Below are 20,883 nucleotides of genomic sequence, written 5' to 3'. Positions count from 1 at the left end.
CATGCGCAACAACATCAATCTCGTGCTCGGCCTGCCGCTTCTGGTCGTCGCCGCGCTCCTGCCGGTCGTGTTCCCGGATTCCTATTTCCTGCACTCGGCCGCGATGATCCTCTATTTCGCCTACATGGCGACGGCGTGGAACTTCGTCTGCGGCTATGTCGGTCAGCTCTCGCTCGGCCACGCCGCCTTCTCCGGCGCGGCGGGCTATGTTTCGGTGCTGCTGTTCACCGGCCTCGGGCTTTCGCCGTGGATCGGCATGGTGCTGGGCGGCCTGTTCGCGGCGGCGCTGTCGGTGCCCGTGGGCTATGCCACCTTCCGCCTGAAGGGGCCGTATTTCACGCTCACCACCATCGCCTTCGCCGAAATCCTGCGCATCTGGCTCGAGAACACCGACGTGTTCCTCGGCATCTCGCTGAAGGGCGCGCAGGGGCTGACGGTGCCGCCGGTCGGCGGGTCGAGCTTCCTCGCCTTCCAGTTCGACGGCAAGGCGCCCTATTACTACATCATCCTCGCCATGCTGGTGCTTGCCATGCTGGCGACGGCGGTAATGGAGCGCTCGCGCCTCGGCTTCTACCTGAAGGCCATCCGCGGCGACCGCGACGGCGCGGAATCGCTCGGCATCGACCCGACGCGCTTCTCGCTGACGGCGCTCGCCATCTCCGCCTTCATGACCGGCCTCGGCGGCGCCTTCTACGCCCAGTTCTTCCGCTACATCAATCCGGAGCGCAACATGGGCATCGACCTGTCCATCGACATGGCGATCATGACCATCGTCGGCGGGCAGGGCACCATTCTCGGCCCGGCGCTCGGGGCACTGCTCCTGCATCCGGTGGCGGAATTCATGCGCGCCTCCTTCGGCGGGCAGATCCTCGGCCTGCATCTGGTGATCTACGGCATCGCCCTGATGCTCGCCGTTCTCTACTTCCCCAAGGGTATCATCGCGCCCCTCGGCCGCTTTCTGGACAGGCGCGCGAAACGCGAGGTGCAGGCATGAGCAAACTTCTCGAAGTCAAGGGCATTTCCAAGCGGTTCGGTGGTTTGCAAGCCGTCTCCGAACTCTCCTTCGACCTGAACGAAGGCGAAATCCTCGGCCTGCTCGGCCCGAACGGCGCGGGCAAGACCACCGCCTTCAACATGATCGCGGGCGCGCTCAGGACCGATACCGGCGACATCCTGTTCGACGGGCAAAGCCTCGTCGGCAAGGCGCCGTGGGATATCTGCAAGCTCGGCGTCGGGCGTACCTACCAGCTTTCCAAGCCCTTCGGCGGGCTGACGGTGGTGGAGAACGTCATGGTCGGCGCCTTCGTGCGCACCCGCTCGGAGGCCGAGGCGCGCAGGGAGGCCGAGCAGATCGTCGACTTCCTCGGCCTTTCGGACAAGGCCGGCATCGATGCCGACGACCTGACCGCGGTCGACCGCCGCAAGCTGGAACTCGGCCGCGCGCTGGCGACCAAGCCGCGACTGCTGCTGATGGACGAGGTCGTGGCGGGAGCGACGCCGCAGGAGGCGGGCGAGATGGTGGAACTGGTCAAGCTGGTCCGCGACCGGGGCGTCACCATCCTGATCGTCGAGCATGTGATGAAAGTCATCATGGGGCTGTCGGACCGCGTGATCGTTCTCGATTACGGCAAGCTGATCGCCAATGGCGTCCCCCGCGACGTCGTCAACCAGCCCGAGGTGATGAAGGCCTATTTCGGAGAACGCTATGTCCAGTCCCGCACTTGAAATCCGCAACCTCCGGGCCGGATACGGCGACCAGCAGGTGCTCCAGGGCGTCGATCTCACGCTCGATCCCGGTTCCATCGTCGCTCTCATCGGCGCAAACGGGGCCGGGAAGTCGACCCTGCTGCGCACGATTTCCGGTCTCGTGAAGGTGAGGGAAGGCGAAATCCTGCTGGAGGGCAAGCCGCTCCAGTCGCTGCCGCCGCACAAGATCGTCGAGGCCGGCTTCGTGCAGTCGCCGGAGGGCAAGCAGCTCTTCCTCGACATGACCATTCTCGACAACCTGCTGATCGGTGCGAAGAACCGCCGCGCAAGGGGGCGGCGCGAGCAGACCCTGCGGGAGGTGTTCGAGCTTTTCCCCATTCTGGAGGAGCGCAAGCATCTCAACGCCTCGACCCTTTCGGGCGGCCAGCAGCAGATGGTCGCCGTCGGCCGCGCGCTGATGGCCCTGCCGCGCGTGCTGGCGCTCGACGAGCCCTCGCTCGGCCTCGCGCCGATCATGACGGACCGGCTTTTCGAATCCATCGCCAAGATCCGCAACCGCGACCTGACGATCCTGATCATCGAGCAGAACGTGTTCCAGGTGCTGGAAATGGCCGATTACGGCTATGTGCTGGAAAACGGGGTCATCTCGCTTCAGGGCACGGGGGCCGAGCTTCTGGCCGACGATCATCTGCGTGCAAGCTATCTGGGACTGTAGACCATGACAAAAGGCGCACTCATCACCGGCGGCGGCACCGGCATCGGCCGGGCGACGGCGGAGAAACTGGCGGCGGCCGGCTATGCCGTGACCTGCTTCGGGCTGGAGAAGGACGAGGATCTTCCCGCCGGCATCGCCTTCGTCCGGGGCGACGTGACCTCGAAGAACGATATCGACGCGGTGCTGGACGGCATGCCGACGGTCGCCGCCATCGTCAACTGTGCGGGCATTCTGCGGCATGGCCGCGAGTGGCAGACGGACGACTTCGAGCAGGTCATCCGCGTCAATCTGACGGCGGCGCTCACGCTTTGCACCGCCGCGCTGCCGAAGCTGGAGGAAAGCCGCGGCGCCATCGTCAACATCGCCTCGATGTGGAGCTTCTTCGGTTCGAAGCTCTCGCCCGCCTATGCGGCCAGCAAGATGGGCGTCGTGGCGCTGACCCGCTCGATGGCGGTGAACTGGGGGGCGAAGGGCATTCGTGCCAATGCGGTCGCCCCCGGCTGGATCGACACCAACATGGCGGCCAAGGCCAAGGCCGACCCGGAACGGTCAGTGCGGATCAACGAGCGCATCGCGCTGGCGCGCTGGGGCACGGCGGAGGAGGTGGCGTCCGTCATCGCCTTCCTCTGCTCGCCGGAGGCGAGCTACGTGACCGGCTCCCTGATCACCGTCGACGGCGGCTATTCCATCGGCTAGGGCATTTCCGGCGAAAAGCGGATACACCCTAATGGCCCGTCTCGTTCTTCGTCAAGTCCGTCAGAAGCGCGAGGAAATTCCTCTGGAGATCGGTCGGAAGCCAGTCCGAACGCGCGATCGACCCGATGACGCGGTACGAGTTCGGCAGGGCGACCGGCAGGATTTTCAGAAGGCCGAGGCGTTCCTCAAACAGGATCTGGTCGCGTGACAGAAGCGTAAGGCGATCGCCGTTCAACAGGAGATCCCGCGTCAGTGCCATCGAGCTGGTTTCGATCGGTGTGTGGGGCGGCGTGCCGAAGCGCCTGAACAGCGCCTCGATGGCGATGCGCCTCGGCGTGTCCTGGCGCGGCAGTATCCATTCGTACCTGACAAGATCGATGTCGGCGATGCTGCCGGCATCGCACAGCGGATGGCCCTTGCGCACCACCACGCAATAGGGGTCGGGAAAGAGCGGCCGTTCCGTGACGTCGCCCGTCAGCGGCTTCGGACGCAAGGTGCCGATGATGATATCGATGGTGCCCGCCCGCAGCCGTTCCAGAAGCGCCTCGAAAGGACTTTCGATGATGCGCACCCGCATTCTCGGAAAGGTCAGCGATAGCTGGCCGAGTGCCTGCGAGACCAGAAGCGAGGCGCCGAGCGGCAGAATTCCGATGACGATCGTTCCGTGGCCTTCCCCTTTCAGCACGGCAAGCTCTTCGCGTCCGTACTGCACTTCCTTCATGGCAAGCCGAAGCTCGCGGGCCAGAGCGCGGCCGATGCGCGTCGTTGCCTTTCCCCGCGGTGTTCGTGAAAAAAGGGTCCGGCGCAGGATGGTCTCTATATCGCGGGCGTGCCGGTTCAAAGCCGGCTGCGAGACGCCGAGCGCGGCTGCTGCCGCCGAATAGGAACCGTGCTCGTCGATGGCGATCAGCGCGGAAATCTGCACCGAGGTGACGTTTCCCGGCATCGGTGCTCCCGCCCCCTTCACCGTTCGCCCGCCTTCGGCGACCGACGCCAGCGCGGCATCGATCCGGCGCAATGCCCGCTCGACACGGACCAGGAAAGCCTCGCCCTCGCGCGTCGGGAAGCTGCCGTTGCGGCGGCGCTGGAAAAGGGCCGTTCCCAGCGAGGCTTCCAGACTGGCGATCGACTGGCTGACCGCGGACTGGGAAAGATGCAGACGCTCCGCCGCCCGGCTGATGCTCGTCAGCGCCGCCGTTGCTTCGAATGCCCGAAGCTGACGCAGGTTTGTCTCATCCGTCCTCATGATGCGTTCATCTCGAATGTAACCAAATCTTATGGCTGTGATTAGTCAATTAATTTTGCAAAAGCAAATTTTTCAGGCAGGCTTGTCTTCGAGGAGCAGCCAGTGGCTGTGGAGGATTCGCCCGATCCGGCTTTGAGGAGAGCTGGTTTCGAGGTGCAACTATCCAGAATCGGGAAGATCGAGCGAGGCCCTGGTGCCGCGTGCGGCTTCCTTTGTCTATCGGGAGGATGACATGAAAACTGATGGCTTGTGCCTGTCACGCAGGAATTTCGTCAGGGTGGGAGGCGGCGCTCTTGCGCTGGCCGCCGCATCGCCCTTCAGCCGGCTCATGGCGGCCGGTGCTGCCGAATTGCCGGATCTGCCCTACACCGTCAATATCGTGAATACCGGCTCCAATGCGACGCTGGTCGTGCAGGCGCTGCTCGATCAGCTGGGCTACCTGGACACGTTCAACGTCAAGACGACGACGACGAATGTCTCCGACGGCACGCGGCTGATGGGCAGCCTGATCAGCGGAGAAAGCGACATCTGTATTCTCTCCGGCTTTTCGCAGGTCTTGCCGGCCATCGAAAAGGGGGCGGGCCTCAAGGTGGTTGCCGGCGCCAACCAGCTGATCGCCCAGGCCCTTTACACCAGCAACCCCGAGATCAGGACGGTCGAGGACCTCAAGGGCAAGACCATCGGCACCGGCGCGATCGGCGCCCTTCTTCATCAGATGGTGGTCGCGCTGCTGCGCAAGCACGGGGTGGACCCGGCGGAGGTGCGGTTCGTGAACATCGGAAGCAGCGGCGCCGTGTTCAAGTCGGTCGTCGCGGGCAAGGTCGATGCCGGCCCGGCGATGACCGACGTCTACGACCAGCAGGAATTCTACGGGGTCCGCGCGATCGCCGATTTCTGGAGCGAGCTGCCCGAATATCCGTATCAGGGCTCCTATGCTTCTCAACGGGCCGTCGAGGCCAAGCCGGAAGGCCTGATCCGCGTTCTGGCCGCCTACGGCAAGATGTACCGCTTCATGATGGACGACCCCGGCGCGGAGGAGGCCTTCATGAAAGCCTATCAGTCGGTCGTCGGCGCGGCGGACGAGGCGCAGGGCCGGATGATGATCAAGTTCACCCGGGATTACCAGACCTACTCGCGCGATCTCATGCTGACGCAGACGCAGATCGACTACATGCAGGATCTCAATCTCGAATTCGGCATCCAGAAAGAGAAGCTGCCCTTCGACAGGGTTGTCGATCTTTCTTTCGCAGAAGAAGCAAACAAGTTGATCGAGGCCACCCAATGAGCAGTCCTTCCCTTAGCATGGCGATCGCGTCCTACGGATGCACGCGCGCGATCAAGAATGGCGATGTCCCCTTGCGGGGCGTCGATGTGAGGCCGGTGGAGGTTTCGCCGATCATCGCCGCCTTCCGGCGGATGGTGCGCGACCTCGAATTCGACATCTGCGAACTGGCGCCGACGACCTATGTGATCGCCAGGGCGGCGGGCGTTCCGATCACGGCCCTGCCGATCTTTCTCAGCCGCCGGTTCCATCATTCGGGGCTTCAGGTTCGCACCGATGCCGGCATCGACGCGCCGAAGGACCTCGAGGGCAAGAAGGTCGGCGTGCGGGCCTATTCGGTGACGACCGGCGTGTGGACCCGCGGCATCCTGGCGAACGAATACGGTGTCGACAACGACAGGATCGAGTGGATCGTCGATGACGAGGAACATGTGACGTCGCTGAAATTGCCGCCGAATGTCTCGCACGCGCCCGAAGGGAAATCGCTGAGCGCCATGATGGCGAGCGGCGAAATCCAGGCGGGGTTCACCAGCCGGGCCGGCATCGGGCGCAGCGGCGCGCCCACCGCCGGATGGGAGGCGGCCGGCAAGGACGACACGCCCGGCTACCGGGAATTGTTCGACAATGCCCCGGAACTGGAGGCGGCCTGGTATCGCAAGACCGGCGTCTATCCGGTTCATGGCTGCGTCGTCGTGCGCAACGATGTTCTGAGAGCATTTCCCTTCCTACCGGATGTGCTGTTCGAGGCTTTCGAGGAGGCCAAGCAGCGATGGCTGGCGGATTTGCGCAGCGGCGCCCCCGATGTGCCCGATCGTGACAAATATGCCGGCGTCATTCCCTTCGTGGGAGAAGACCCCCTGCCGAACGGGCTGGAAGCCAACCGCGCCACCCTCGAAACGCTTGTCACCTATGCCTGGCAGCAGAAACTCATTCCGCGCCGGATACCGGTCGAGGAACTCTTCCTCGACACGCGGAAAGCGAACGCTGCCTGAGGAATATCCGGCATTGCCGGAGGCATCGAAACAATCATGGAAGATAGAACAATGCGACCTGCCGTCATTGATATACATCCGCACGTCATTTCGACCGATACGGCCCGTTTTCCAAGGGCGCCGCTCGGAGGACACCAGTCGTCGTGGTCGGCCGAGCGGCCGGTTTCCTACCAGCAGCTTCTGGCCGACATGGACGAGGCCGGCGTCGACAAGGCCGCCATCGTCCAGGCCTCCACCTGCTACGGGCATGACAACAGCTATGTCATCGAAGCCGTTCAGGCCCACCCGGATCGTTTCACCGCCGTCGGGTCCGTCGACATACTGGCGGACGATGCCGTCAGCCAGATCGAACAGTGGCAACGCCGGGGCATGACGGGGCTCAGGCTGTTCACGACAGGCAGCACCATGCCCGGCCAGGCCACCTGGTTCACGGACGAGAGGTCATATCCCGCATGGGAATATGCGCAAGCGACGGGACTTCCGGTTTGCATGCAGATGACGCAAGACGGGCTCGACGACCTGCGGACCATCATCGGAAAGTTTCCGCAGGTTCGTCTGGTGCTCGATCATCTGGCGCGGCCCGACCTGTCGGGCGGTCCGTCCTTCCCGAAGGCTGCCGGGCTTTTCGATCTCGCCGACAATCCGAACATCTATCTGAAGCTGACCGTGCGGGCGCTGGAGGCGCTGGACAAGGCCGGCGCATCGTCGGCGGATTTCTTTCCGCTGCTGGTTTCCCGCTTCGGGGCGTCGCGCATCGCGTGGGGATCGAATCACCCCGCGTCTCCCGGAGGGCTCAAGGCGCTCCTCGGCGCCGCCAGGGATGCGCTCGCCTGCCTGAGCGAGGAGGAAAACGCATGGATTTTCGGCCGGACCGCCGAGACCCTCTATCCGGTGCTCGCCGCCGCAGAACCGGCGGAGGTCCGTCATGGATAAGCCGGTTTTCGCCAGGGATGACAGGCCCGTCAGCATCGCCGTCGCCGACTATGCCATCACCGGCCCCCTGAAGAGGGCGGCTTCGGCCGACGGCGACGATACGATGCGCTTCGAGGCGGTTTCGCCGATCACCCGCGCCTTCAGGCCGATGGCCCGCGAGCAGGCATACGATATCTGCGAAATGGCGATCGTGACCTATTTGCAGGCGCGCGCCTACGGCAAGCCGGTCTGGCTGCTGCCGATCGTCCTGCTTGCCCGCTTCCAGCATCGCTGCATCGTCTGCAATTCGGACCGGGCGATCCTGCGTCCGAAGGATCTGGAAGACCGTACGGTCGGCGTGCGCGCTTTCTCCCAGACCACAGGCGCCTGGGTGCGGGGCCTACTGGCCAACGAATATGGCGTCGATCTCGAAAAGATCGACTGGATGACCTTCGAGGACGGGCATGTGGCGGAATACGCCGATCCACCGATCGCACGGCGCGCGCCGGAAGGCCGCAAGCCGGGCGAGATGCTCCAGGCCTGCGAGCTGGACGCCGCGATCCTTGGCAACGACCTGCCGAAGGACGAGCGTCTCGTGACGGTCATTGCCGATCCGGCAGGCGACGCCAGACGCTGGTACGAGCGCACGAACGTCATTCCGATCAACCACATGGTCGTCGTCAGCGAGGACCTGCTGCAACGAAGCCCCGGAGCCGCCGCCGGCTTCTTCGAGGCGATCGCCGAAAGCAAAAGGGCCGGAAACGGCATCGTCGAGGACGGTGTCGACATGAATCCGCTGGGCGTGGAGGCGCTTCGCCCGTCGCTCGAGATGATCATCGACTACAGCCTTCAGCAGGGCCTGATACCGCGCCGCCTTACGGTCGATGAGCTTTTTCACCACGCAACACGGGATTTTGGACGATGAAACAATCGGTATTGTACAAGGAGGATGTCATGGCCGACACGGCGCCCGAGAGGGTCAAGCTCGGCGTCTCGGAGATCAGCAAGACCTTTCGCGTTCGAAACGCGCCGGGCGATCCGGCTACGCTTCTGCCTGTGCTGCGCGATATCAACTTCGATATCTACGAGAACGAGGTCGTCTCCCTCATCGGCGAGAGCGGCTGTGGGAAAACGACTCTGCTGCGCATCATCCAGGGCCTGATACGCCACGATGCCGGCACCATCAGCGTCGACGGAAAAGAGGTGAACAGCCCGGGCCGAGACCGCGGCTTCGTCTTCCAGCAGCCGAGCCTGCTTCCGTGGCGCACGGCGCGCGAGAATGTGGAGTTCGGTCTGGAACTGCACGGAATGGCGGCCGAAGAAAGGGCGGCGCGGGCGAGAAAGCTGCTGGCGCTGGTGGGGCTCGAACATTCGGCCGAGCAGTTTCCGCACCAGCTGTCGGGCGGCATGCAGCAGCGCATCGGGCTTGCCCGGGCGCTGGCCATCGACCCGGCAATCCTGCTGATGGACGAGCCGTTCAGCGCACTGGACGCGCAGACGCGGGAGGTGCTCCAGAAGGAGCTTCTGCGCATCCAGGCCCAGACCCGCAAGACGATCCTTTTCGTCACCCACGACCTCGACGAGGCCATTTACCTCTCCCACCGCATTATCGTGCTGGGGGCGAAGCCGGGCCGGGTGAAGGAGATCATCACCGTTCCCTTTCCCTCCGAGCGGCCGGAACTGCCTCTTATGAGGGGCGATCCGGCATTCCAGGCGATCCGCGGACGTATCTGGGAACTGATACGGAACACGCCTGCAAGCAACTGAACATACATTCGATGGGAGGATCGAAATGACCAATACAGGTTTTCTGGCCGATACGGCCGGCAAGGCGAACGGTGCCATCGAGGAGGATGCCATCGAGGATATCGAGCCCGTCGCACCCGTAAGGCTCTACTGGCTCGTCCGCGTGGCGTCCATCGCCGTGGTGCTCGGCCTGTGGGAAGTGCTCGGACGGCAGGTCGACCCGCTGTTCATGGCCTATCCGAGCGACATCGTCGGCGCGGCCTACCGGATGATCGCAAGCGGGGAACTGGTCTCGGCCTTCCTCGAAAGCATGAAGACGCTGACGCTCGGTTTCGTCACCGCCTGCATCGTCGGTGTCCTGCTCGGCCTGCTGATCGGCCGCTACCGCTATGTCGACGCGGCGACCGACTGGCTCGTCAACGCGCTCTATGCCACGCCGCTCGTCGCCATCACGCCGCTGGTGATCCTGTGGTTCGGACTGGGATTCGAGGCGAAACTCTTCATCGTCTTCATCCTCGCGGTGTTTCCCGTGTTGATCAATACAGCCAGCGGCGTTCGCAACGTGGCGAACCAGCTCGTCGACGTCGGTACGGCCTTTGCCGCGACGGAAACGCAGATCTTCACCAAGATCATCCTTCCCGCCGCGCTGCCCTTCATGATGACCGGCATCCGGCTCGGCATCGGGCGCGCCATCATCGGCATGGTCGTGGCCGAGTTCTTCACGGCGATCAACGGGCTCGGTGCGCTGATCATCAAATACGGCAACCAGTTCGAGACGGCGGCGATGTTCGTGCCGATCCTGTGTCTCATGCTGATGGGGATTGTCTACACGACGATCGTCCTGCGCTTCGAGCACTGGGTCGCGCCCTGGCGCTTCACCGACGACGAGTAAGGCCGGATCGGCCTCTCTCATCCGACCCCCAGGAGCGTTTCCGTTTTTCCGCGACATCCGGAAACGCTCCATCCCTTTGTTTTCAGGCCATTCCGGCAAGACCGCGTTCCCGCACCCTTGCCGGCATCGCTTTAAAGAGGAGCGATCCTGCGATGATCATCGACATTCACGGACATTACACGACAGAGCCGCCGGCACTCGGTCTTTTCCGCGACCGGCAGCTTGCCGGCCTTGCCGACGGGACGCGAAAGGCGGTGCGGGCATCGCTGCAAATCTCCGACGAGGAGCTGATCGAGAGCGTTCAGCCGCAGATCAGGAAACAGAAGGAGCGGGGCGGCGACCTGACCATCTTTTCGCCGCGCGCCTCGGGCATGGCCCATCACGTCGGCTCGCCGGAGATTTCCGCCGAGTGGACGGCCATCAGCAACGATCTCATCTACCGGATCTGCGAACTCCTGCCGCACAACTTCGCGCCCGTGGGGCAGCTGCCGCAGTTTCCCGGCCGCGATCCGTCCGAGTGCATTCCCGAACTCAGCCGGCTCGTGAACGAACTCGGTTTCGTTGGCGTCAACCTCAATCCCGATCCTTCGGGCGGGCACTGGTCCGGGCCGCCGCTCACCGACCGGAGCTGGTATCCGCTTTACGAGAAATTGTGCGAATTCGAGGTGCCGGCAATGATCCACGTATCCTCGTCGTGCAATCCGAACTTCCACGCCACCGGCGCGCATTACATCAATGCGGACACGACGGCGTTCATGCAGCTCATCCAGGGCGACCTGTTCGCGGATTTCCCCGAACTCAAATTCATCATTCCGCATGGCGGCGGCGCGGTTCCCTATCATTGGGGGCGCTATCGCGGCCTTGCGCAGGAACTGAAGCGGCCGACGCTCGATACGCATCTGCTCGATAACGTGTTCTTCGATACCTGCGTCTATCATCTGCCGGGCATCGAACTGCTGACCCGGGTGATCCCCGTCGACAACATCCTCTTTGCCTCCGAAATGCTGGGCGCCGTCAAGGGCATCGATCCCGAAACGGGCCATTTCTTCGACGATACGAAACGCTATATCGACGCTCTCGATTTTCTCGAGGAGGATCAGCGCCACAGGATCTTCGAGGGCAACGCCCGGCGGGTCTATCCCCGCCTCGACCGGCGGCTCAGGGCGCTGGAGCAACACGATTCGGTCGGGCGGAGGGCGGCACAATGACTGCGGCCAGACTGAACGGCATCATCGCTAGGCTGGAAAGAAACGAGACCGCGTTCTCGCTGTTTTCCCCGGTCAACAGCGACTTCGCCGTGGAATTGCAGGCCTCGGGTTACGACGGGGTGGTTTTCGAAGGCGAGCATCGCGGCTGGGACATCGTCGGCCTGCGCGACAGCCTGCAATATCTTCTCAACCGTGCCCAGATTCTTGCGGGCGGGTCGCCGGCGCCGGCCGTCACGCCGCTGGCGCGCATTCCGTCCAATGGAGGCGAGTTCAACCAGTTCCTGGCCAAACAGGCGCTCGATGCCGGCTGTTACGGCGTCGTCTGGCCGCATGTCAGCACCGTGGAGGAAGCCTATAACGCCGTCGCGGCCTGCCGCTATCCGAGGCTCAAGGACAAGCCGCTCTACGAGCCGGCGGGCATTCGCGGCGACGGCCCCGCGCAGGCGGCGCGCTACTGGGGCCTGTCGCAGCAGGACTATTATCGGCGGGCCGATGTCTGGCCGCTCGCACCCGAAGGCGAGATCCTCGTCGTCATCCAGATCGAGGATACCAAGGGCATCGACAATCTGTCGGACATGCTGAAGTCCGTACCGGGCATCGGCGCGGTCCTGATCGGGGAGGGCGACCTCAGCCAGGAACTGGGGTATCCCCGCCAGACCGAGCATCCGGCCGTGCTCGAGGCGATGGCGGCGATCGTCGCCATCTGCAACGAAAACGGTGTCGTCGTCGGACATCCGCATGTCAGCGGAACGAATGCGGCGAGACTGACTGCCGAAGGCTTCCGCTTCATGATGTGCGGCGCACCCCGCTCCTTCGCGACGCTCGAGGCGGCCAGAAGAGCCGCCGCTAAATAGAGCGCTCGGCCTTCACGCCTCGCGTGCTTGCGCTTTCGGCGACGATGGCGGTCGATGGGTTAACCGGGTTCCGGCGAAAAGCGTTTCCCGTTCGGGGGTGAAATTGTGTGGGCTTGCCTTTGATTCCTTGTGTATGCGGGGCATATTTTCGCGCATAACACACGGAGACGCAGATGGCTGTCCAGAGTGCGCAGGTCATAGATTTGCAAGCATATCGCAATGCGAAGATCCAGCATGCAGACGTTCAGGCAACGCCTGCGGTGTATCAGCCCGTCCTGATGTGGATGCCCGTCTGGGCTTTCGTGCCCATGACGATGGGGCCGTGGAATTATGGCCGTTGACGATGCGCCCCTGCCTGACGAATCGGAATTCGACCCGATAGAAGCGATCGGGGTAAGGACCGGACGGAACCTGCGCCGGTTGCGGACAAGGCGGGGTTATTCGCTGGATCGTCTGGCGAAGCTTTCGGGCGTCAGCCGGGCGATGCTCGGGCAGATCGAGACGGGCAAGAGCAGCCCGACGCTGAGCATCCTCTCGAAAATCTCGGCGGCGCTCGAAGTGCCGTGCGGTTCCCTGATCGTGGAAGCCGAGGAGGACGGCACGGCCGTGCTGACCCGGGCCTCCGCGAAAATCCTCTATGGCAGCGATGGCAAGTTCCAGACCCGCGCCCTGTTTCCTTTCGAAAGCGACCGGACGGTCGAGTTCTACGAGGTGCGGATTGCGCCGCACCACACCGAAAAGGCGGAGGCGCACCGGCATGGCACGGTGGAAAACATCGTCGTGGCGGTGGGGACGATCGAAATCATCGTCGGCAAGCAGGCCCCGTATATTCTGGGCGAGGGCGATGCCATCGTTTTCGAGGCCAACGTTCCGCATGTCTACCGGAACATGACCAGCGGCGATGCGCTCTTTTACCTCGTGTCGACCTTCCGCGAGGCCGTGCATATCTAGGGTCAGGATCTATTAAATTGACGCGTTCTGTTAGATCACATGAGATTGGATGGAAGTAAACAAGCGCAAGGCAAAACTAGATGGTCTTGTCGAGCATTGTTTGCGATCAGCCGGCCCATGTGATCGAACCCGCAGGGCGTTGCGGATTTCGCGCCCGGACGTCGTCGGAAAGATTTGAAAATGATCGGCATTTCCTGCCTCTTCCCTCCTCGTCGGACACGAAATCCGCAACGCAGAATGTGTCAATTTAATCGGTCCTGACCTTAGTCATCTGTAGATGCGGCGGAAAAGAAAAAGGCCCCGAACGGAGGGGCCTTCCTTCATGAAAGACGTGTCGCTCAGGCCGTCTTGCAGCACGTCATCATGCCGCCGCACATCATCATCATGGGCATGCCGGACTGCATCATGGACATCATGTTCTTGCAGCATTCCATGAACATGTCCTTGTTCATGCCGTCCATCGGCATCATTTCGCACATCATGCCGTTCTCGGTCATGGTGCACTTCATCATGCCCGCCATCATCGGCATCATCATGGGCATGCCGCCCATCATCATGGGGTTCATCATCGGCATCATGCCATTCATCATGGGCATCATGCCGCTCATCATCGGGTTCATCATGTTCATGGCCGTGTTCATCTCAGTCGCTCCTGCCGCAAGGCTCGTTTTATGTTTCTGTGATCTTGAGGTAAAACTGCCAATCGGAAAGTTCAATATAGAATAATATTCCAATAATCTTTCCTCTGATGGAAAAGGACATGCTTCTTATGGGGTGGCTGGAGTTTGGTGAGTATATTGGAATAGTTTCCATTTTAGCGGAATTTGCGCATTCTTCCTGAACGACGGCCGATTGAAGGGCAGGGGCGCGGAGCAGTTGCAGGATTTCCCTTGCCACGAGCGGATCGAACGCGGATGTCGGCCTGTCGCAAACGATCGCGTTCGGGCGGGCAGCCAGCGCCCGCGCAATGCACATGTGCTGCTTCTGCCCGCCGGACAGGGCATGCGGCAGCCGCGTATCCGGTGCGGTCAGGCTTGGCTGCGCGGAGGAAAGAGGCTCATCCGGCCGTTCCAGAAGCTCCTGCGTCCCCGTTTCCATCCGCCGATCACCCGGGCCACCTCGCGCACGGCTGCGGCGGGGTCCGGGCAGTCCAGCAGCACGACAGTCGCCTCCGTGCCGACTGCCAACCCGGAGGGCGCGCGCAGAAGGTGTGCCGCGGCGGTGGAGACCATCGAGAATACCAGCCGCATGTCGTCATCGCGGGAAAGCTGGACGACGTTCGCATAGAGGTTGGCCATGCGGATCAGCGAGGCGTCGCCATAGGGCGTGAAGGGATTGAGCACGTTGTTGGTGGCGATCGACGTGACGACGCCCGCCGCCGCCAGACGATGGGCGGGCGCCACGCCGCGCGGCACGAGCGTCTCCGCGCCCCGGCCGTTGAGGAAAAGATCGGTCGCCGGCAGCACGGTGAGGGCGATGCCCGCCGCCGCAAGCCTGTGGCCGATGGCGTCGACCGCATCGGCGGGCATGGCCGAGAGATTGGTGACGTGGCCGATGGAGACCCGTCCGCCCCAGCCGCGCCGCTCCGTCTCGTCGATCACGGCCGGCAGGTTCGTGCGGTTCGGATCGAGGTCGAAATCGAGGTGGAAATCCACCGCCACATCGTGCTTCTCGGCAAGGTCGAAGATCAGCGCGACGTGGCGGGCCGGATCGGGGTCCGTGTAAGGACAGCCGCCGACGAGGTCGGCGCCTTCGGCAAGGGCGCGGTCGAGCATGGCCAGCGTCTCCGGCTCCTGCGTCAACCCTTCCTGCGCGAAGGCGCAGAGTTCGATGTCAATGGCGAAGGCGTAGTCCGCCTTCACCCGCTTCAGCGCCTCGAAGGAGCGGAAGCCTGCGCGCGGGTCGATCTCGACGAAGCTGCGCATGCGGGTGGTGCCGTGGGAAATCGCCTTCTCGACCACACGGGCGGCGCGGGCATGGACGTCCTCGGCCGTAAAGCCCGTCTTCGCCTTCGCCGTTTCCCGCACGGCTTCGGCCAGCGTGCCCTCGCACATCGCGCAGCGGTCGAGAATGCAGGCCTTGTCGAGATGGACATGGCTGTCGACAAAACCGCCGAAGGCATAGGCGCCGGCAACATCCGTCTCCTCCACCGCCTCGCAGCGCAGACCGGGGCCGATGGCCGCGATCAGGCCGTCCTTCACGGCGATATCCACCGGCGTTTCCGCCCCGTCGGTCCGCGCATTGCGGATCACCAGATCGAAGAGCATGCCGCCTCCTTCAGCGCAGCACCCGGCCGTTCTCGGCCACGAGGCGGCCCTGCTTGAAGACCCGCCGGTTTTTCGGCACGGCGACGACGGCCTGCGGCACGTGCTCGGCGTCCAGCGTCACGAAATCCGCCTTCGCGCCCACTTCGATGCCGTAGTCTTGCAGCCGCAGCGCCTTCGCGCCGCCGGCCGTCACGATATCGAAGGCCAGGGCCAGGTTCGGGTCGGTGTAGAAGCCGGAGCGGTAGCCGATGATCTCGGCGCGGCGCAGCATGTCGCCGTCGCCATAGGGCCACCAGGAATCGCGGATGTTGTCGCTGCCGGAAAAGACGGTCACGCCCTCGCCACGCAGAAGCGCGACCGGCGGAAAAGCGTGGTTGCCGGGGGCGTTGGTCATGATCGCCACGCCGCTTCTGGCGATCAGGCCGGCGATCTTCAGGGCCGCGTCGTGCGAAAGGTCGCCGAGGCCGTAGGCGTGGCTGACCGCCACGTGGCCCTGCATGCCGAGTGCCGTGGTGCGGGCGCAGATTTCTTCGATGGTGAAGGCGCCGAGCGTGCCGGCATCGTGAAGATGGATATCGACATCGACGCCGCGTCTTTCGGCGATGCCGAAGACGACGTCGAGATGGGCGGTCACGTCGCGGTCGAAGGAGGCGGGGTCGAGGCCGCCGACCAGATAGGCCCCAAGGCCGATGGCGGCGTCGAGCAGGTCCGGCGTGCCGGGGCTTTTCAGGATGCCGCTCTGCGGGAAGGCAACGAGCTGGATGTCGATCAGGTCGCGGTATTCCTCGCGCACGGCGAGGATGGTCTCCAGCGATGCCAGTCCCACCGAGCCGTCGACCATCACATGGCTGCGCATCTGCAACGCGCCGTTGGCGATGCACAGGTCGAGCTGGTTGCGGGCGCGCTCCTCCATCGGCGCGGCCTTCGCCATGTTCCCGGCCTGGAAGGCGACGCGCTCATGCACGTCGAAACCGTTGGTGCAGGGGCGGTGGGGCACCCATGCGTCGCCGTAGAAGCTCGTGTCGAGGTGGATATGGCCTTCCACGAAGGACGGCACCAGCAATTGCCCGGCGATGTCGAATTTCGCCGCCGCCCCGGCGACGGTGCCGGCGGGGTCTATGGCGGCGATGCGCCCGTCCGCGACAGTCATGTCGACCAGCCGCCCGTCCGCCAGCCGGGCATTGGTGAAAACGGTTCTGGTAAGGCTCATCGGTTCTCCCTCTTTGTTCTGGAGCATGTCCCGTGTTTCCCGGAGAAATGGCAGGTGACGAGGTGCCCGCCGTGGTTTCGCAAGGCTGGCACGGCAGCGCTACTTCCCCGTTTGTCTTGCTATCCATTCCATGATGACGGCGACCACATAGTCGCGCTGGGCGGGGTCCAGCGCCCGGTCTTGGGGAATGCGGTGCCACTTCCACAGGCAACCGCGGCAGCAGGTTGCGGTTGCATGCTGAGCGATAAAGACGGGGTGGCCCCGCATCGGAGTCTGCTTCCCGTCATTGGCAGGGTTGGCCGGAGCCAGCCGCTGGACGATGAAATCGTCGGCGTGGCTTTTGATCAGGGGAACACCCTTTTCCTCAAGATAGGCGCGTTCGCGCGGGCCGAGACGAAACCGGCTCCGGAATGTCGATTTCGAGAGGCGCCCGAACAGATCATCGAACATGGAAGACATGAAATATTCCATACGCCCGGAGCGGGACGGTGTAAACGAATGCCGGGAAAACACCTCCTCATACCCCGGCGCGGGCCTCAAGAAATCCGATTTGCCTGCCGCCTGTGTGATAGACTCCGTGTTGCGATTTCAGCAAAACCGTTTGCGTGAGACAGATTGCTCCCGCGGCGCGACAGCAAAATGCGAGGGAAGAAGCATGACGAAAACCGCCTGCAATGCCGAGCCGCTCGTCTGGGGAAACGGACCGCGTATCCTCGAAGTCTTTCTGGAGCCGACGTGCCCTTTTTCGGTCAAGGCCTTCAACAAGCTGGCGGCGTTTCTCGATCAGGCCGGCGAAGACAGGGTCACGGTGAAAATCCGGCTGCAATCGCAGCCCTGGCACATGTATTCGGGTGTCGTCGTCCGCTGCATCGTCGCCGCCTCGACCCTTCCGGGCGGCAAGGAAACCGCACGGAAAGTGATGGCCGCCGTCGCCGCGCATCGCGAGGAATTCGAATTCGTCCATCACGCCGGCGGCACGAACATGGATGTCACGCCCAACCAGATCATCGAGCGTCTGGAAGGCTATAGCGGGGTGGGGCTGAAAGAGGCCTTCGCGATTGCCGATCTCGACCGGGAGATCAAGTGGCACAGCAAGTATGCCCGGCAAAACGGCATCCATGTCTCGCCGACTTTCATGATCGACGGCCTTGTCCAGCCGGACATGAGCAGCGGCGACGACGTGGAGAGCTGGGTCGGGAAGGTCGTCGGAAGCTAGGGTGGGAGCCGGTTTTGCGCCGCAATTGCACAAAAACAATGAGATGGAGCATTGAAGGTGATCCCGTTTTCACCGGAAACGCTCTGTAAAACGTCTCTGCCTACATCGGCAGCATTTTACACGGAGCACATCATGCCTGACGTCTATCCCCGCACATTCTCCCATATCGGCCTGTCGGTCACGGATCTGGACAAGGCCGTCCAGTTCTATACCGAAGTCATGGGCTGGTATCTGATCATGCCGCCGACCACGATTTCGGAGGACAAGTCCGCGATCGGTGTGATGTGCAGCGATGTGTTCGGCGAGAAATGGGGCTCGTTCCGCATCGCCCATCTCTCGACGGGAGATCGGGTCGGCGTGGAAATCTTTGAATTTCCCAATGCAGAGCGCCCTCAGAACAATTTCGAATACTGGAAGAGCGGCATCTTCCATTTCTGCGTCCAGGACCCGGATGTGGAGGGGCTGGCGGAAAAGATCGTCGCGGCCGGCGGCAGGCAGCGCATGCCGGTGCGGGAATATTTCCCCGGCGAGAAGCCCTACCGCATGGTCTACATGGAAGACCCGTTCGGCAACATTATCGAAATCTACAGCCACAGCTACGAGCTGACCTACTCGGCCGGCGCTTACGCATGACGAGCGATGCGGGAGCGAGCCGCCTCACCAACGCGAGACATGCGCATTGCCCTTGCTGATCCGCGCCCTGCGGCAGGGCGGGCCCGGACGCGAATCCGGGCCATCCCGCCAATGGAGATGGCTTCAGCCGGCCGGCTGCGTCAGGAAGGGAGGCGGTACTGCGCCTGCCTCTCCAGCATCCAGCCGGGATATTCGGGCGGGAGTTTCGTGACCGCGTCGAGCGCGGCCAGATCGTCGCCCGAGAGCTTGACCTCGGTGGAGTGGATATTGTCCTGAAGCTGCTCGATCCGCTTCGCGCCGACGATGACGCTGGTCACGACATCCTGATGCAGCAGCCACGCAAGCGCCACCTGCGCCACACTGCATCCTTTCGCTTCCGCAATGCCCCGCATGACCCCGATGGCCGCATCGCCCCGGTCGAGGTCGACGGGCGGGAAGTCGAAGCTTGCGCGCCGGCCCTCGGCATTGGCGGTACTGCCGCCGCTGTACTTGCCCGACAGGAAGCCGCCGGCGAGCGGGCTCCACACCATCAGCCCGATCTTCTCGGACTTCAACATGGGGACGATCTCACGCTCGAGGTCGCGGCCCACAAGGGTGTAATAGGCCTGGAGCGACAGGATGGGGGCAAGCCTGCGCGCCTCGGCAATGCCGACGGCCTTGACGATCTGCCAGGCGGCCCAGTTCGACAGGCCGACATAGCGGACATGGCCGTGCCGGACGAGGGTATCCAGCGCCTCCAGCGTTTCGGTGATCGGCGTCAGCGGATCGAAGCCGTGGATCTGGTAGAGGTCGATATGGTCGAGCTGAAGCCTCTGGAGGCTGGCCTTGGCCTGCTCGAGGATGTGGTAGCGCGAGGCGCCGCGTGCGTTCGGCCCTTCGCCCATCGAGCCGAGCACCTTGGTGGCGATCACCAGATCGTCGCGGGCGAGGCCGAGATTGCGGATCGACCGGCCGAGGATGCGCTCGCTCTCGCCGCCGGCATATACATTGGCGGTGTCGATGAAGTTGATGCCGGCATCGACGGCGGCCTTGACCAATATGTCGGCTTCGTGCTGACGGAGCTGGCCGATCTGGCCCCACATGCCTTCGGAGCCGCCAAAGGTCATGGTGCCGAGGCAGAGTTCGGAAACGAGAAGCCCGCTCGGGCCAAGGGTGCGGTATCGCATGCTGTATTCCTCCATGCAGGATTGGATTGCCGGGGACGAGGATGCGCCCGAATTGAGTTCGAACATAGGCCCCGACTGGCTCCCGGCCATCCCGATCCTTACACCAGGTCGATGACAATCTTGCCGAACGGGCCGCGTTCGAGATGATCCAGTGCGGCGGGCAGCTCCGCGAAGCCGTAGCGCCGGTCGATCACGGGCTTGATGCCCGTCCGGTCGATGGCACGGACCAGATCCTCCAGCGCCCGGCGATGGCCGACGCTGATCCCGGAAATCGTCGGGGTCTTGAGCAGCAAGGGGCTCGCCGGGCCGGATATTTCGAAACCGTCCAGCACGCCGATCACCGCGATATGGGCGCCGACGGCTACCGCCTGCAACGATTTGCCGAGGTTCGCGCCGCCGGCCAGTTCCAGAATCTGGTCTGCGCCACGGTCGCCCGTCAGCCGCCAGACGGCTTCCGCCCAGTCTTCCGCCGTCCGGTCGACGCCATGATCGGCACCGAGGGCGCTGGCGCGGTCGAGTTTCGCGGCGCTGCCGGAGGTCACGATGACTTCGGCTCCATGCGCCCTGGCGATTTGCAGCCCGAACAGCGCAACGCCGCCGGTTCCCTGCACCACCACCGTCTGGCCGGCATGCAGGCGTCCGCACTCGACGAGCGCGAACCAGGCCGTCAGTCCGGCGCAGGGCAGGGTGCTCGCCTCGCCGTCGTCGAGTGATGCCGGTGCTGCGACGAACCAGTCCTCGGGAAAGCTGACATAGTCCGACAGCACGCCGGGATGGGAGCCGCCGAGCGTCCGGTAGGGCAACGTGCGGGCATTGCCGATTGCAAGCTTGCCGTCGATCCAGCCCGGCGAGAAGGTCGAGATCACCCGGTCGCCCGGCCGGAAACGGCCGGCGCCATCCCCGACGGCTTCCACGGTGCCCGCCATGTCCGAGGCGGGGGTGAAGGGGAAGGCGAGGTCGAAGCCCATCCCATTTTCGATCACCAGCTTGTCGCGGTAGTTGAGCGAGACAGCGGAAACCCTGACCAGAACTTCTCCGGGGCCGGGTGAGGGGATCGGGGTTTCGGCAAGCGTGAGGTTGTCCCGGCCGAAGCCGGTCATCTGCCAGCGTCTGGCAAGGGTCTGTGCGGGTTTGATCGTGACGGTCATGGCGTCTCCTTTCGTTTCCACCGGACAATAGCGTTGAAACGA

At 63.5% G+C, this 20,883-nt stretch carries 23 protein-coding genes and 1 pseudogene; 16 read left to right on the top strand and 8 right to left on the bottom strand.

What is annotated here, in order from left to right:
* Window position 1 precedes the first annotated feature (1 nt).
* The 4 genes from NOF55_RS08230 to NOF55_RS08215 are packed head-to-tail and all read left to right on the top strand — an operon-like array spanning window position 2 to window position 3,118.
* A complete protein-coding gene (locus NOF55_RS08230) occupies window positions 2-994 on the top strand; it encodes a branched-chain amino acid ABC transporter permease (protein WP_306410861.1) in 993 nt (330 codons plus the stop codon).
* Window positions 991-1,725, top strand: coding sequence for an ABC transporter ATP-binding protein (locus NOF55_RS08225; RefSeq protein ID WP_306410860.1), 735 nt, complete (start codon window positions 991-993; stop codon window positions 1,723-1,725). Before NOF55_RS08230 ends, NOF55_RS08225 begins: the two co-directional genes overlap by 4 nt.
* On the top strand, window positions 1,706-2,422 hold the full coding sequence (locus tag NOF55_RS08220; RefSeq protein WP_306410859.1) for an ABC transporter ATP-binding protein: 717 nt from the start codon (window positions 1,706-1,708) through the stop codon (window positions 2,420-2,422). The genes NOF55_RS08225 and NOF55_RS08220 overlap by 20 nt, the downstream gene beginning before the upstream one ends.
* 3 nt (window positions 2,423-2,425) lie before the next feature.
* Complete coding sequence (locus NOF55_RS08215; protein WP_306410858.1) at window positions 2,426-3,118, top strand: SDR family NAD(P)-dependent oxidoreductase; 693 nt, start codon at window positions 2,426-2,428, stop codon at window positions 3,116-3,118.
* 28 nt (window positions 3,119-3,146) lie between these two features.
* Here the strand turns inward: NOF55_RS08215 and NOF55_RS08210 are convergent, their stop codons facing one another.
* Window positions 3,147-4,364, bottom strand: a complete 1,218-nt coding sequence (locus NOF55_RS08210) for a LysR family transcriptional regulator (protein ID WP_306410857.1) — start codon at window positions 4,362-4,364, stop codon at window positions 3,147-3,149.
* A gap of 232 nt (window positions 4,365-4,596) precedes the next feature.
* Here NOF55_RS08210 and NOF55_RS08205 point away from each other — a divergent pair, with 232 nt between their 5' ends.
* The 10 genes from NOF55_RS08205 to NOF55_RS08160 all read left to right on the top strand — a co-directional run bounded on the left by NOF55_RS08205 (window position 4,597) and on the right by NOF55_RS08160 (window position 13,201).
* Window positions 4,597-5,649, top strand: coding sequence for an ABC transporter substrate-binding protein (locus tag NOF55_RS08205; protein ID WP_306410856.1), 1,053 nt, complete (start codon window positions 4,597-4,599; stop codon window positions 5,647-5,649).
* Window positions 5,646-6,638: a PhnD/SsuA/transferrin family substrate-binding protein gene (locus tag NOF55_RS08200; RefSeq protein WP_306410855.1), complete on the top strand. Its 993-nt coding sequence runs from the start codon at window positions 5,646-5,648 to the stop codon at window positions 6,636-6,638. Before NOF55_RS08205 ends, NOF55_RS08200 begins: the two co-directional genes overlap by 4 nt.
* Before the next feature lie 51 nt (window positions 6,639-6,689).
* Window positions 6,690-7,571 carry an amidohydrolase family protein gene (locus tag NOF55_RS08195; protein WP_306410854.1) on the top strand — a complete coding sequence of 294 codons (882 nt, stop codon included), beginning with the start codon at window positions 6,690-6,692 and terminating at the stop codon, window positions 7,569-7,571.
* Complete coding sequence (locus NOF55_RS08190) at window positions 7,564-8,475, top strand: substrate-binding domain-containing protein (protein ID WP_306410853.1); 912 nt, start codon at window positions 7,564-7,566, stop codon at window positions 8,473-8,475. Before NOF55_RS08195 ends, NOF55_RS08190 begins: the two co-directional genes overlap by 8 nt.
* A gap of 29 nt (window positions 8,476-8,504) precedes the next feature.
* Window positions 8,505-9,317, top strand: a complete 813-nt coding sequence (locus NOF55_RS08185) for an ABC transporter ATP-binding protein (RefSeq protein ID WP_306410852.1) — start codon at window positions 8,505-8,507, stop codon at window positions 9,315-9,317.
* Between the two features lie 25 nt (window positions 9,318-9,342).
* Window positions 9,343-10,188, top strand: a complete 846-nt coding sequence (locus NOF55_RS08180; RefSeq protein ID WP_306410851.1) for an ABC transporter permease — start codon at window positions 9,343-9,345, stop codon at window positions 10,186-10,188.
* A 152-nt stretch (window positions 10,189-10,340) separates the two neighbouring features.
* Window positions 10,341-11,396: an amidohydrolase family protein gene (locus NOF55_RS08175; RefSeq protein WP_306410850.1), complete on the top strand. Its 1,056-nt coding sequence runs from the start codon at window positions 10,341-10,343 to the stop codon at window positions 11,394-11,396.
* Complete coding sequence (locus NOF55_RS08170) at window positions 11,393-12,250, top strand: HpcH/HpaI aldolase family protein (protein WP_306410849.1); 858 nt, start codon at window positions 11,393-11,395, stop codon at window positions 12,248-12,250. The genes NOF55_RS08175 and NOF55_RS08170 overlap by 4 nt, the downstream gene beginning before the upstream one ends.
* 173 nt (window positions 12,251-12,423) lie before the next feature.
* On the top strand, window positions 12,424-12,591 hold the full coding sequence (locus tag NOF55_RS08165; protein ID WP_306410848.1) for a hypothetical protein: 168 nt from the start codon (window positions 12,424-12,426) through the stop codon (window positions 12,589-12,591).
* Complete coding sequence (locus tag NOF55_RS08160; protein ID WP_306410847.1) at window positions 12,581-13,201, top strand: helix-turn-helix domain-containing protein; 621 nt, start codon at window positions 12,581-12,583, stop codon at window positions 13,199-13,201. The genes NOF55_RS08165 and NOF55_RS08160 overlap by 11 nt, the downstream gene beginning before the upstream one ends.
* 338 nt (window positions 13,202-13,539) lie before the next feature.
* Here the strand turns inward: NOF55_RS08160 and NOF55_RS08155 are convergent, their stop codons facing one another.
* From NOF55_RS08155 to NOF55_RS08135, 5 genes and pseudogenes are all read right to left on the bottom strand, one after another.
* Window positions 13,540-13,935, bottom strand: a complete 396-nt coding sequence (locus NOF55_RS08155; RefSeq protein ID WP_306410962.1) for a hypothetical protein — start codon at window positions 13,933-13,935, stop codon at window positions 13,540-13,542.
* 136 nt (window positions 13,936-14,071) lie between these two features.
* Window positions 14,072-14,215, bottom strand: a pseudogene (locus tag NOF55_RS08150) (ATP-binding cassette domain-containing protein); the annotation flags it as partial.
* 14 nt (window positions 14,216-14,229) lie between these two features.
* Entirely contained in the window at window positions 14,230-15,468 is a 1,239-nt protein-coding gene (locus tag NOF55_RS08145; protein WP_306410846.1) for an amidohydrolase family protein, read from the bottom strand.
* Window positions 15,469-15,478: 10 nt separating this feature from the next.
* Window positions 15,479-16,678, bottom strand: coding sequence for an amidohydrolase family protein (locus NOF55_RS08140; protein WP_306410845.1), 1,200 nt, complete (start codon window positions 16,676-16,678; stop codon window positions 15,479-15,481).
* 99 nt (window positions 16,679-16,777) lie between these two features.
* Window positions 16,778-17,137 carry a DUF4186 domain-containing protein gene (locus tag NOF55_RS08135; RefSeq protein ID WP_306410844.1) on the bottom strand — a complete coding sequence of 120 codons (360 nt, stop codon included), beginning with the start codon at window positions 17,135-17,137 and terminating at the stop codon, window positions 16,778-16,780.
* Between the two features lie 196 nt (window positions 17,138-17,333).
* Between NOF55_RS08135 and NOF55_RS08130 the strand changes: the two genes are divergently transcribed.
* Together NOF55_RS08130 and NOF55_RS08125 are read left to right on the top strand one after the other, a co-directional pair.
* Complete coding sequence (locus tag NOF55_RS08130; protein ID WP_306410843.1) at window positions 17,334-17,894, top strand: DsbA family protein; 561 nt, start codon at window positions 17,334-17,336, stop codon at window positions 17,892-17,894.
* A 132-nt stretch (window positions 17,895-18,026) separates the two neighbouring features.
* Window positions 18,027-18,527 (top strand): lactoylglutathione lyase family protein, encoded by a 501-nt coding sequence (locus NOF55_RS08125; protein ID WP_306410842.1) that lies wholly within the window; start codon window positions 18,027-18,029, stop codon window positions 18,525-18,527.
* Window positions 18,528-18,667: 140 nt separating this feature from the next.
* Here the strand turns inward: NOF55_RS08125 and NOF55_RS08120 are convergent, their stop codons facing one another.
* The gene (locus tag NOF55_RS08120; RefSeq protein WP_306410841.1) at window positions 18,668-19,693 is read right to left on the bottom strand and encodes an aldo/keto reductase; all 1,026 of its coding nucleotides are present in this window, start codon (window positions 19,691-19,693) and stop codon (window positions 18,668-18,670) included.
* Window positions 19,694-19,791: 98 nt separating this feature from the next.
* Complete coding sequence (locus NOF55_RS08115; RefSeq protein ID WP_370868958.1) at window positions 19,792-20,793, bottom strand: zinc-dependent alcohol dehydrogenase family protein; 1,002 nt, start codon at window positions 20,791-20,793, stop codon at window positions 19,792-19,794.
* Window positions 20,794-20,883: the final 90 nt, after the last annotated feature.

It is taken from the genome of Ectorhizobium quercum (genome assembly GCF_026552795.1).
Lineage (GTDB): Bacteria > Pseudomonadota > Alphaproteobacteria > Rhizobiales > Rhizobiaceae > Ectorhizobium > Ectorhizobium quercum.
This window is presented reverse-complemented; position numbering and strand designations above follow the sequence as displayed.